Genomic DNA, 12035 nt, shown 5'->3' on the forward strand with positions numbered 1-12035 from the left:
GACAACACCATCTTTTGGGCGGCGCCCAGGTCGTTCTTTTCGCGCAGGTCGCGCGCCAGCTTGACCTCTTCTTCCTGGGTCAGCATGGGCAGGCGGTTCACTGCCGAGATATACGCGTCGATATTGCCCAGGCTGCCGGAAAAACCCAGCGCGAGTGCATTGGACTCGGCAGGCATGAGTGCAGTGTGTGCAGACGCAGTTTTCATGGATTCTCCTTGGTTCCTCACGGAAACAGTATGAAGCGGTAGGTTCGGGTGCCGGGGGGGAATGTAGCCAACTTCCCCGGCTTGGCCAACGTGGCCAGATGCTGTTTGGTGCAGTGCTCAACTAAAACTGGAGCAATTCGATAAGGTATTCTAGCACTCGACACCCAAGAGTGCTAATAGCATGATAGTGAAGCTCTGATAGATACCCTCTATTGCTGTCCAGCTAGTCATTGCATTGTTTCCCCTTCATATTAGTCGCCTTTGGACGACAGAAGTTGCGATTGGAGTCAAAACGGGGCGAGAAACTTGTAACAATTTTTGCAGCGCGCAAGGAGCGGGAAGCGCTCAGGATGCAAGGCGGGAAGAGTGGGGACTAAGCGCTTTTCTTCACATACCTGTAGACGGATCAGGCGGGAAGATATTGTGGGCGGACCATGTCGGTCCAAATGTTCATATATGAAGCAAACGGGCCCGCACCAGCGGGCCTTGTCATCGACTCAAGCCTTGCGCGCCAACTGCCTGCGCACCGACAGCATCGCCCCGAACAAGCCCAGCAAGCCGCTCACCGCCAGCAGCAGGCCGATGGCCATGGGGCTGGGCAGGGCCAGCTGGAATTCCGATGCATATAAGTGGGCAAAATCCAGAATGGCTTCGTTCAGCGGTTGTTGCGCCGCCACCACCAGCCCCAGCGCCACCAGCCCGGCACACAGTCCCAGCAACGCACCGGTGTAATAGAAGGGCCGATAAATGAAGGAATTGGTCGCACCGAACAGGCGCGAGACCTCGATTTCATCGCGCTGCGTCATCACCTGCAGGCGTATCGTGTTGAACACCACGGCCACCACCACCGCCCCCAGCGTGATCCCCAGGAACAGCAGCACCAGCCGCAGGATGCGCAGCAATGCCGCCAGCCGCTTGACCCACTCGGAATCGATCTGCACCGTATCCACGCCCGCTTCCTTCTTCAGTTGTCGGGCGATGTCATCCACCCGGCCGGCGTTCATGGCGTTTTCGAAGCCCGGCAGGCGCACCACGTAGCTGTCCGGCAGCGGGTTGCTGCCCAGCGTGTTGAGCACGTCGGCCAGGCCGGTCTTGCTCTTCAAGGTCTCGAAGGCCTTCTCGCGCGGGATGAACTCGACCTGGCCATTGGTCTTGCTGTCCTTCAATACCTGGCTGATGGTCTTGCCCACCGCCTGGGCCGCCTCGCGGCTGGCGTCGGGCTTCATGAAGATGCTGATCTCGGGCTCCACTGACATCTGGTCCGAGATCGGCCGCACGTTCTCCAGCGCCGACAGGCCGGCAAAGGGCAGCGCCAGCGCAATCGACACCACCAGCACGTTCAAGACGAAATTGCCCGGCGAGCGCAGCAGGTGGCGCAGGGCGTCCGCAATCGCGGCGCAATGCTGTCGCAGCCAGTTCATGGCGATACCTCCACGGGATTGGCTACGCCGTTGTGCCAGCCATCGACGATGCGGCCCCGGTCCAGGTAGATGATGCGGTCGGCACCGGTGAGGAATTGTTCGTCGTGGGTCGAGATCAGGCAGGTCACGCCTACGCCGTGGAAGGATTTGAGCGCCGCCAGCACCTTGTTGGCATTGGCCCGGTCCAGGTTGGCGGTGGGTTCGTCGGCCAGGATGATCTGCGGCCGGTTGACGATGGCGCGCGCAATGGCCACCCGCTGCTGCTCGCCACCGGAGAGCTCCAGCGGCTCGCACATGGCCTTGCCCAGCAGGTCGACCTTGTCCAGCGCGGCGCGGGCGCGTTTTTCGGCGTCCGGGCGGGAGGAGCCGGTCACGATCAGCGGCAGCATCACGTTGGCCAGCAGGTTGCGGTCCAGCAAGAGTTTCTGCTGCTGGAAGATCAGCCCCAGGTTGCGCCGCAGATACGGCAGGCCGGACGCCTTGAGCCCGACGATGTCGGTGCCGCTGACGGTGAGCTTGCCCGAGGTGGGGCGCTCGATGGCCGCGATCATCTTCAGCAGCGTCGATTTGCCGGCGCCGGAAGGGCCGGCCAGAAAGATCAATTCGCCCTTCTTCACCGACAACGTGATGTCGCGCAGGGCATAGACCTCGCGCGCGTATTGCTTGGAAACCCGGGTAAATTCAATCATCGGTTCAACTCAGGAGGGCATCGACGAATTCAGTGGCGTTGAAGGGTTGCAGGTCTTCGATCTTTTCGCCCACGCCGATGAAGTACAGCGGCACCGGGCGGGTCTTGGCGATGGCCGCCAGGATGCCGCCCTTGGCCGTGCCATCCAGCTTGGTCACCACCAGGCCGGTCAACCCCAGCGCATCATCGAAGGCCTTCACTTGCGCCAGGGCATTCTGGCCGGTGTTGCCATCGATGACCAGCAGCACTTCGTGCGGCGCCGAGGACATCGCCTTGGCAATGACCCGCTTGATCTTCTTGAGTTCATCCATCAGGTGCAATTGCGTGGGCAGACGGCCCGCAGTATCGACCATCACCACATGGGTGCCGCGCGCCTGCGCCGAATGCACCGAGTCATAAGCCACCGCCGCCGGGTCGCCCGACTCCTGGGCGATCACCTGGACGTTGTTGCGTTCGCCCCAGACCGCCAGTTGCTCGCGGGCGGCGGCGCGGAAGGTGTCGCCGGCCGCCAGCAGCACCGACTGGCCATGCGCCTGCAGATGCAGCGCCAGCTTGCCGATGGTGGTGGTCTTGCCGGCACCGTTGACGCCGGCAATCATCATCACCAGCGGCTTGGCGCGATCCAGCACCAGCGGGCGCTGCAGCGGCTGCAGCAGGTCGATCAACAGGGTACGCAGGGCGGTGCGCACCTGGGCGGCTTCGGTGAGGCGCTCGTTCTTGACCTTTTTCTTCAGTTCGGCCAGCAGCCACTGGGTGGCTTCGACCCCGGCGTCCGATACCAGCAGGGCCGACTCCAGCTCCTCGTACAAATCTTCATCAATGCGCGCCCCGACGAAGAGCGTGGTCAGGTTGCTGGAGGTCTTGGACAGGCCGGCCTTGAGGCGCGAGAGCCAGGAGCGCTTGGCCTCGGGCGCGGGTTCCGGGGCGGCCACGATCTCGACCTCTTCCTCGCTGGCGGCCATCGGCTCGGGTGGCGGTGCCGGCTGGCTTGCGGGTGCCGCAGCGACCGGGGCGGCGGGGATGTCAGCAATGGCAGCAGGCGCTACAGGCGCCATAGGAGCAGCAGGGACGGCAGGAGCAGGCGCCGGTTCGGCCTGGGGTGGCAGCGCGGGTTGCGCTTCCGGTTTGGGTTTTCTCTTGAAGAAACTGAACATCGGATGGCGGATAGGCTGGATTGTGCTGCGGCCGGGCGGCAGGAGGGGAGGGTGGGAAGACAGGCGCCTGGCTGCCCTGAGCACCGCAGTGGACAGGTGACACAGGTTACAATTGCCCCCTCCACAAGACCCGCGCATGGCCGCCAGGGTCAATGAATCCTGCATTTTATCAGAGCACAGCCCATGAAATCGAAGATCAGAGCCCTCCTGGCCAGCGCCCTGTTGAGCCTGCTCGCCGGCACCGCGCCCCAGGTGCAAGCCGAGCCGGCGCAGGAGTTCGTGCTGGGCAATGGCTTGAAGCTCATCGTCAAGCAAGACCGGCGCGCGCCTACGGCGGTGCAGATGGTCTGGTACAAGGTGGGTGGCATCGATGAACTCAATGGCACCACAGGGGTGTCGCACGCGCTGGAACACATGATGTTCAAGGGCACGAAGCAGCACAAGGTCGGCGAATTCAGCCGCCTGGTGGCGGAACTGGGCGGCCAGGAAAATGCCTTCACCGCCAACGACTTCACCGCCTATTTCCAGCAGATCGAAAAGAGCCACCTGGAACAGGTGATGGCGCTGGAAGCCGACCGCATGGCCAATCTGCAATTCGATGCCAACGAGTTCGCCAAGGAAATCCGCGTCATCATGGAAGAGCGCCGCTGGCGCACCGATGACCAGCCCATGGGCCTGTTGAACGAAGCCTTGAATGCCGCCGCCTGGACCGCCCATCCCTATCATCATCCGGTCGTGGGCTGGATGGATGACCTGCAGCACATGACGGTACAGGACATCGCCCACTGGTACCGCCAATGGTATGCCCCCAACAACGCCACCCTGGTGGTGGCCGGCGATGTCGAGCCGCAGCGCGTGCTGGCGCTGGCCAGGAAATATTTCGGCAAGATCCCCGCCCACCCCCTGCCGCAGGGCAAGCCGCAGAACGAGCCCGAGCAACGCGGGATGCGCCGCGTCACCGTCAAGGCCCCGGCCGAGAATCCCTATGTGGTGATGGCCTGGAAGGTACCGGCCTTGCGCCAGGTCGAAGCGGACCAGGATGCCTACGCCCTGGACGTGCTCTCGGCGGTGCTCGATGGCTACGACAATGCACGCCTGAGCGCCCAACTGGTGCGTACCGCCAGCAAGGCCACCGCAGTGGGCGCCAGCTATAGCGGCGTGGCGCGCGGCCCGGTGCTGTTCACGCTGGAAGGCAGCCCGGCCAATGGCGTCAGCACCGAAGAACTGGAAGGCCTGCTGCGCGCCGAGGTCGAGCGCATCGCCCGCGAAGGCGTATCCGAACAGGAATTGCAGCGCGTGAAGAGGCAATTGATCGCCTCCCAGATCTACAAGCGTGATTCGGTCTTCGGCCAGGCCATGGAAATGGGCATGATGGAGACCATCGGCCTGGGCCAGCAGAATATCGACCGTCTCATCGAGCGCCTCAAGAGCGTGACCGCGGCCCAGGTGCAGGCGGTGGCGCAGAAATATTTCAAGGACGATACCCTGACCGTGGCCACGCTGGTGCCGCTGCCGCTGGAGGGCAAGAAGCCCGCCGCGCCCCCGGCCGGGCTGTTGCACTGAAGCCTTGATCTACCACACCCCAATCCGATAGCCGATCGGCTTTATTGTTCTTTTGCTGTTCTTCTCGGAGGAAAACATGCCTGTCATCGTCGTTGCCAATCCCAAGGGAGGCGTAGGCAAGACCACCCTGGCCACCAACCTGGCCGGCTATTTCGCCAGCCAGGGCCATGGCGTGCTGCTGGGCGACATCGACCGCCAGCAGTCCTCGCGCGCCTGGCTGGCGATCCGTCCTGAGCAGGCGCGCCCCATCGCCACCTGGGACGTGAGTGAAGACAACGTCGCCAAGCCCCCCAAAGGCACCAGCCACGTGGTGCTCGACACCCCGGCCGGACTGCACGGCTGGCGCCTCAACGACACCCTCAAACTGGCCCACAAGATCCTGGTGCCGCTGCAACCCTCGATCTTCGACATCCTGGCCACCCAGGATTTCCTGCGTCGCCTGGCCAATGAAAAGGCGGTGCGCGATGGCGAGATCGATGTCGGCATCGTCGGCATGAGGGTGGATGCGCGCACCCGCTCGGCCGAGCAACTGCAGCGCTTCATCGAAGGCCTGAAGCTGCCGGTGCTGGGCTATCTGCGCGATACCCAGAACTACGTCCAACTGGCTGCCCACGGCCTGACCCTGTGGGATATCGCGCCCTCGCGCGTACAGCGCGACCTGGAGCAATGGGAACCGATCCTGCAATGGCTGGACCGACGCCCGGCCCATGACAGTGGCAAGGAAGAGGGCCAATGATGGGCCACTTCTACTTCGGCTCGATCTTCCCGTCTTCCATGAAAAAGACCTTCACCCTGCTCCTGCTGCCGCTGGCCCTGCTGCTCAGTGCCTCGGCCCAGGCCGCCCTGGCCATCCAGTCCTGGACCCAGCCCGATGGCGCGCGCGTGCTGCTGGTGAGCAATCATGCCATTCCCATGCTGGACGTGAGCGTGCAGTTCGACGCCGGCCGTCGCCGTGACCCGGCCGCCAAGGCCGGCCTGGCCGAACTGACCGTGGCCAGCCTCACACGCGGTGTGCAGGCCGCCGATGGCGAGCCGGCCCTGACCGAAGCGCAGATCCTGGACGGCTTTGCCGACGTTGCGGCCCAGCAGCAGGGCGGCGCCGGCCAGGACCGGGCCGGCGTGAGTCTGCGCACCCTGTCTTCGCCGACCGAGCGCGATGCCGCGCTGGGCCTGCTGGCGCGCATCCTGGCCCAGCCCAGCTTCCCGCAGGCGGCGTTGGAGCGTGACCGCGCCCTGAGCATCGCCAACCTCAAGGAGGAACTGACCAAGCCTGAAGCCATCGCCGAAAAAGCCTTCATGCAAGCCGCCTACGGTCATCACCCGTATGCCATCGAGGCCAGCCCCGCCACCCTGCAAGCCATCACCCGCGACGACCTGCTGGCCTTCCACCGCAGCCATTACGTGGCCAACCGCGCCGTCATCGCCATGATCGGCGACATCACCCCGGAGCAGGCGCGCACCATGGCCAGCGCCCTCACGCGCGCGCTACCGCAAGGCGCCGCCCTGCCGGCGCTGCCGCCGGTGCTCGCGCCCCAGGGCGGCGAGCAGCGCATCGCCCACCCGGCCTCGCAATCGCACATCTTGATCGGCGCGCCGGCCCTGCAGCGTGGCGACCCGGATTTCTTCGCATTGACGGTGGGCAATTACGTGCTGGGCGGTGGCGGTTTCGTCTCGCGCCTGACCGATGAGGTGCGTGAAAAGCGCGGCTTGAGCTACAGCGTCTATAGCGGTTTTTCGCCCCTGGCCCAGCCGGGCCCGTTCCAGATTGGCTTGCAGACCAAGAAGGAACAGACCGCCGAAGCCCTGCGCGTGACCCGCGCCACGCTCGACAGGTTCCTGCAGGAAGGCCCCACCTCCGCCGAGCTCAAGGCTGCCAAGGACAACCTGACCGGCGGCTTCGCCCTGCGCATCGACAGCAATGCCAAGCTGCTGGAAAACCTGGCCGTGATCGGCTTCTACGGCTTGCCGCTGGATTACCTGGAGCACTGGATAGAGCGCGTTCGCGCTGTGAGCGTGCAGGATGTGCGCGCTGCCTTCCGCAAGCATGTGCATCCGCAGGCGTTGTCCACCGTCATCGTCGGCGAAGGCACGCAGTAAATCATTTCAATCATTCATCTCAGTTCGACGGCCAAGCCTGTTTGCAGCAAGGAAATTCATGCGCAAGAGCAGTTCCCCCAAATCCAGCCCCCGCCCTGCCGGTCAAGGTAGCAAGCCGGCCCGACCGGTCAACCGTGGCCCGCACCAGGTGCGCATCATCGGTGGCCAGTGGAAGCGCACGCCGCTGCCGGTGCTGGAGGCCGAGGGCCTGCGCCCCACGCCTGACCGTGTGCGCGAGACCGTCTTCAACTGGATCACCCACCTGATCGATGCCAACTGGGAGCAAGTGGCCTGCCTGGACCTGTTTGCCGGCTCCGGTGCGCTCGGTTTCGAAGCCGCCAGCCGTGGCGCACGGCGCGTGGTGATGGTGGAAAACAATGGACCGGCGGTGCGCCAGCTGGAAGCCAACCGCGCCAAGCTCAAGGCCGAGAGCATCGCCATCGTGCGAGGCGACGCCCTGGCCGCGGTACAGAACGCCGCCCAGCGCGAACCGGGCGGCTTCAGCCTGGTCTTTATCGACCCGCCGTACCACCAGGGCTGGCTGGAAAAAGTGTTGCCAGCGTGCATGTCATTGCTCACGCCCTCCGGCCTGGTCTACGTCGAGGCCGAATATGCGCTCCACGGCGCGCAGGCCCCCGCCTGGATGCAAGCCTGGGAAGTGGTGCGCGCCGACCAGGCCGGCATGGTCTTCTATCATTTATTGCAACGCAAAAGCAGCGCCCAAATTGAGGCATAATGCGCCTTCTTATTCAATAGCCGGTGAGGAGACACCATGGTCACAGCTGTATATCCGGGGACCTTCGATCCGTTGACGCGTGGGCATGAGGACCTGGTCCGCCGCGCCTCCGGACTGTTCGACAAGCTGGTCGTGGGCGTAGCCGACAGCAAGAACAAGAAGCCTTTCTTTTCGCTCGAAGAGCGTCTGTCGATTGCCAATGAAGTACTGGGCCACTATCCCAATGTCCAGGTCGAGAGTTTTTCTGGCCTGTTGAAGGATTTCGTGCGCCAGAACAATGCCCGCGTCATCGTGCGCGGCCTGCGCGCGGTCTCGGACTTCGAATATGAATTCCAGATGGCCGGCATGAACCGCTATCTGTTGCCGGACGTGGAAACCCTGTTCCTGACGCCGTCTGACCAGTACCAGTTCATCTCCGGCACCATCGTGCGCGAAATCGCCCAGTTGGGCGGCGATGTGTCCAAGTTCGTGTTCCCTTCGGTCGAAAAATGGCTGAAGGAAAAGATCGCCAAGCAATAAGGCTGGCGTTCCCAAGAGGTAAAGGTAGGGCAATGATGTTTCAAGCAAGCGAGGTGCAGCCATGGCACTGATGATTACCGACGATTGCATCAACTGCGACGTGTGCGAACCGGAATGCCCCAATGAGGCGATCTATATGGGGCCGCAGATCTACGAGATCGATCCGGGCAAATGCACCGAGTGCGTCGGCCACTTCGACGAGCCGCAGTGCCAGCAGGTCTGCCCGGTCGCCTGCATCCCCTTCAACCCGGCCTGGCGCGAAAGCCGCGAGCAGTTGATGGACAAGTACGAACGCTTGCAGGCCGAGGCCAAGGGCAGTTGAGTCTGCTCATCTGGCCCTGCTAGCCCTGCGGTGGTCTGCCGAGATGCCGTTCAGTGTTGCACTGAACGGCATTTTGGTTTTCTTAATGCACTCTCGGTGAGCCATAAGCCAGCCTTAATGCCCGCTAGTTGCTCCCTAGTTGCTCGCTAGCGCTGTCATCCCAAGGAACAACATGCAACACCTGCCCAAGCCCGCCGTCGCGGCGCTGCTGCTCAACACCACCATCTGGGGCCTGTCCTGGACCGGCACGCGTGCGCTCGAAGGCATGGGCCTGCACCCGGTCTGGGCCACGGCCGCCATCTTCGGCCTCTGCGCCTTGCTGCTGCTGACCCTGCGCTACCGCGACCTGCCGCAACTGTGGCGCCATCCGGCCCTGCTGTGCGTGGGCCTGGCCACGGGCCTGACCAACTGCGCCTTCAATGTTGCCGTGGCCTATGGTGACGTGGTGCGGGTGGTCTTGCTGTTCTACCTGATGCCGGTCTGGACCGTGATCCTGGCGCGCCTGGTGCTGCACGAAGCCATCACCCCGCGCTCCCTGGCCCGCGTGGCGCTGGGCCTGGCTGGCGCCTTCATCGTGCTGTACCAGCCGCGGCTGGGCATTCCGCTGCCGCGCAGCCTGCCGGACTGGATGGCGTTGGCAGCCGGCTTGCTGTTTGCCTTCACCAATGTCTTGCTGCGGCGGATGCACGGACTGTCCTCCGATGGTGCGCGCGCCGTCGCCATGCTGGCCGGCAGTGGTCTGTTGGCTACCTTGTTGGGGCTGCTGCTGTCGCTCTCGGGGATGATCGCCTGGCCGCTGCAGGTGTCGGCTGCTGCCGCGCCGGTGGTGGGGGTGTGGGCGTTGTTGTTCCTGTTCTCCAACCTGTGCCTGCAATATGGCGTCTCGCGCCTGCCGGCCAATATCACGGCAGTGGTGATGTTGACCGAGATCCTGGTGGCCAGCCTCTCCTCCTGGGCCCTGGGGGCGGCTGAACTGCGCGTGCAGGACCTGGTGGGCGGCATCCTCATCATCGCCGCGCCGTGGATCGTGCGTGAGCGCCGCGTCGCCGCGCAGGCGGCCTGATCAGTCGCTGGCGGCCTGCACTACGCGATTGCGGCCGGCTTCCTTGGCCTGGTACAGGGCCTGGTCGGCGGCCTTGAGCATGGCTTGCTTGACGTCCGCCGCCGGGCGCCCGCGATCCGGCGGTGACAACGACGCCGCACCGATGGAGGCGGTGATCTTCAAGGGATCGCGCGAACCCTCGATCATCACGCCGCGGCTGCAGATGCCGGCGCGGATACGTTCGGCAATGCGCACCGCATCGTCGCGCGTGGCGTGCGTCAACAGCACTACGAACTCTTCCCCGCCGTAGCGGCCCAGCGCATCCGACAGGCGCAGTTCCTTCTTGATGCGCACAGCCACTTCGCGCAGCACATCATCGCCGCTCTGGTGGCCGAACTGGTCGTTGACGCGCTTGAAGTGGTCGATGTCGATGAACAGGCAAGACAAGGCCGAACGATCCCGCTGGCTGCGCGCCACCTCTTCGGCCATGCGCTGCTCGATGTAGCGGCGGTTGTTGACCCCGGTCAGCGGATCGGTCAGGCCGATGTGCTTGAGGCGCTCATTGTTGATGACGTTTTCCAGGCAGATCGCTGCCACCGTGGCCAGGCGCTGGATGAAGTCGGTGGCCAGGGTACGGGTAAAGCGCTCCTGATAGGCGCTGCCCAGCGACAGATAGCCCAGCAGCCGATGCTGGCGCACCAGCGGCAGCACCGCCACGCTCACCGGCTCGTAATGCGGGAACAGCGGGCCGTGCAGCGCCGAGACATATTCCCCCAGGCGCGGTTTCTCGCTTTCCAGCGCATCTTTGTCGTCGATGAAGTGCAGCGGATCCTTCAGGAACAGCAGCTTGGGAAATTCGTTCACGCCGATCTGCAGGTCGCGCAGGATGTGCTGGATACCATGGTCGTGATCGATCAGCGACAAGGTCACGGTCTCCAGGCTGAACACGCCCGGCATCACGGTCAGCATCACCTCGATCAGTTCGCGGAACTGGCTGGCGCCGATCAGTTTCAGGTCGAAGGCCTGGTGGCGCTCGATGATGGATTGATTGATGTGCGCCTGCTGCAGCAGATCCTGCAGTTCGCTCCTCAGTTGTTCGTTGTCGGCAATCAGCGATTCCATCTCGATGGTCGATCTCATGTGCTCATCTGCATTTTCCGGCGCATCGCCGGCCCTCGCCCAAACCGGTTGCCCGGTCCCCCTGCGGCCTGCCACGCTCATGACGTGCGGCCTACTGCATGTGACGCGATCTGACGCAATCCAACTATATCGGCAGCCAAGGCGCCAGCTTGATAGCTGCGCACCACGCCTGTGATGGCCAGCAAGAAGCGTTCCTGTCCTTGCCCAGGCTGGCGGCCCGGCTTATGCGGCCGCAGACGCAAAAAAGCGCGTCTGCATCTCTTCCAGCCCCAGCGTGCGCAACACCTCCTGCAGGCGCTCGGCCGGACGGCGGCGCGGCAGGTCGCGGTATTGTGCAATGATCAACTCGTTCTTCATCGAATGTTCCCAGCCCACCAGCTCGGTCACGCTGACCTTGTAGCCATGCGCCTCCAGTTGCAGGCAGCGCAGCACATTGGTCACCTGGCTGCCGAATTCGCGGGTATGCAGCGGATGGCGCCAGATTTCGGTGAGCGAATTGGCCAGCGACTTGCCCTTGTTGCGGTTCAGTACCGAGGCCACCTCGGCCTGGCAGCAGGGCACCAGGACGATGAAGCGGGCCTGCTTGGCCAGGGCGAAATGGATGGCGTCGTCGGTGGCGGTGTCGCAGGCGTGCAGCGCGGTGACCACGTCGATGCTCTCGGGCAGGCTGGGCGAGCTGATCGAATCGGCCACCGACAGGTTGAGGAAGGACATGCCGCCAAAGCCCAGGCGTGCCGCCAGCTCTTCGGACTTGCGCACCAGTTCTTCGCGGGTCTCGATGCCGTAGATGTGGGGCGCGCCGGCCAGACCCTTGAAGAACAGGTCGTAGAGGATGAAACCGAGATAGGACTTGCCCGCCCCGTGGTCCACCAGGGACACGTCCGGGTGGTCGGCCAGCACTTCCTGCAGCAGCGGTTCGATGAATTGGTAGAGGTGATAGACCTGCTTCAACTTGCGGCGGCTGTCCTGGTTGAGCTTGCCGTCGCGGGTCAGAATGTGCAGTTCCTTCAACAGTTCGATGGACTGCCCGGGGCGGATCTCATGCGCCTGCGGCGCGCTCTCTGCGACGGGTTTGGCGCGGCGCTGCGATCGGCCGGAGGCGGGGGAGGATGGCTTGCTCATGGTGCTGCACTGGCGAAGGGCCGGC

General features: G+C 63.9%; 13 protein-coding genes. 7 read left to right on the forward strand and 6 right to left on the reverse strand.

The window, feature by feature from the left end; genetic code table 11:
* From I5W_RS01800 to ftsY, 4 genes are all read right to left on the reverse strand, one after another.
* Nucleotides 1–206: sigma-70 factor domain-containing protein (locus I5W_RS01800; protein WP_305809650.1), on the reverse strand; the 206-nt coding region annotated here is incomplete at its 3' end.
* Between the two features lie 497 nt (nucleotides 207–703).
* Nucleotides 704–1627 carry a permease-like cell division protein FtsX gene (ftsX, locus tag I5W_RS01805; RefSeq protein ID WP_044527967.1) on the reverse strand — a complete coding sequence of 308 codons (924 nt, stop codon included), beginning with the start codon at nucleotides 1625–1627 and terminating at the stop codon, nucleotides 704–706.
* On the reverse strand, nucleotides 1624–2316 hold the full coding sequence (locus I5W_RS01810) for a cell division ATP-binding protein FtsE (protein WP_017453724.1): 693 nt from the start codon (nucleotides 2314–2316) through the stop codon (nucleotides 1624–1626). The genes ftsX and I5W_RS01810 overlap by 4 nt, the downstream gene beginning before the upstream one ends.
* Nucleotides 2317–2320: 4 nt before the next feature.
* Complete coding sequence (ftsY, locus tag I5W_RS01815; protein ID WP_083893439.1) at nucleotides 2321–3469, reverse strand: signal recognition particle-docking protein FtsY; 1149 nt, start codon at nucleotides 3467–3469, stop codon at nucleotides 2321–2323.
* Between the two features lie 183 nt (nucleotides 3470–3652).
* Between ftsY and I5W_RS01820 the strand changes: the two genes are divergently transcribed.
* The 7 genes from I5W_RS01820 to I5W_RS01850 all read left to right on the forward strand — a co-directional run bounded on the left by I5W_RS01820 (nucleotide 3653) and on the right by I5W_RS01850 (nucleotide 9769).
* Nucleotides 3653–5032, forward strand: coding sequence for a M16 family metallopeptidase (locus tag I5W_RS01820; RefSeq protein ID WP_044527968.1), 1380 nt, complete (start codon nucleotides 3653–3655; stop codon nucleotides 5030–5032).
* A 76-nt stretch (nucleotides 5033–5108) separates the two neighbouring features.
* Complete coding sequence (locus I5W_RS01825) at nucleotides 5109–5768, forward strand: ParA family protein (RefSeq protein WP_017453727.1); 660 nt, start codon at nucleotides 5109–5111, stop codon at nucleotides 5766–5768.
* Nucleotides 5765–7129, forward strand: a complete 1365-nt coding sequence (locus I5W_RS01830; RefSeq protein WP_044527969.1) for a M16 family metallopeptidase — start codon at nucleotides 5765–5767, stop codon at nucleotides 7127–7129. The genes I5W_RS01825 and I5W_RS01830 overlap by 4 nt, the downstream gene beginning before the upstream one ends.
* 58 nt (nucleotides 7130–7187) lie before the next feature.
* Nucleotides 7188–7865, forward strand: coding sequence for a 16S rRNA (guanine(966)-N(2))-methyltransferase RsmD (rsmD, locus tag I5W_RS01835; RefSeq protein WP_044527970.1), 678 nt, complete (start codon nucleotides 7188–7190; stop codon nucleotides 7863–7865).
* Nucleotides 7866–7901: 36 nt separating this feature from the next.
* Nucleotides 7902–8384: a pantetheine-phosphate adenylyltransferase gene (coaD, locus tag I5W_RS01840; protein WP_006461533.1), complete on the forward strand. Its 483-nt coding sequence runs from the start codon at nucleotides 7902–7904 to the stop codon at nucleotides 8382–8384.
* 61 nt (nucleotides 8385–8445) lie between these two features.
* Entirely contained in the window at nucleotides 8446–8706 is a 261-nt protein-coding gene (locus I5W_RS01845; RefSeq protein ID WP_017453730.1) for a YfhL family 4Fe-4S dicluster ferredoxin, read from the forward strand.
* 172 nt (nucleotides 8707–8878) lie between these two features.
* A complete protein-coding gene (locus I5W_RS01850; RefSeq protein ID WP_044527971.1) occupies nucleotides 8879–9769 on the forward strand; it encodes a DMT family transporter in 891 nt (296 codons plus the stop codon).
* Here I5W_RS01850 and I5W_RS01855 read toward each other — a convergent pair whose 3' ends face one another.
* Both I5W_RS01855 and I5W_RS01860 read right to left on the reverse strand, forming a co-directional pair.
* On the reverse strand, nucleotides 9770–10888 hold the full coding sequence (locus tag I5W_RS01855) for a sensor domain-containing diguanylate cyclase (RefSeq protein ID WP_044527972.1): 1119 nt from the start codon (nucleotides 10886–10888) through the stop codon (nucleotides 9770–9772).
* A gap of 222 nt (nucleotides 10889–11110) precedes the next feature.
* The gene (locus I5W_RS01860) at nucleotides 11111–12010 is read right to left on the reverse strand and encodes a class I SAM-dependent methyltransferase (protein WP_044527973.1); all 900 of its coding nucleotides are present in this window, start codon (nucleotides 12008–12010) and stop codon (nucleotides 11111–11113) included.
* Nucleotides 12011–12035: the final 25 nt, after the last annotated feature.

This window comes from Herbaspirillum sp. B65 (assembly GCF_000333555.1).
GTDB classification, from domain to species: Bacteria; Pseudomonadota; Gammaproteobacteria; order Burkholderiales; family Burkholderiaceae_D; genus Herbaspirillum; species Herbaspirillum rubrisubalbicans.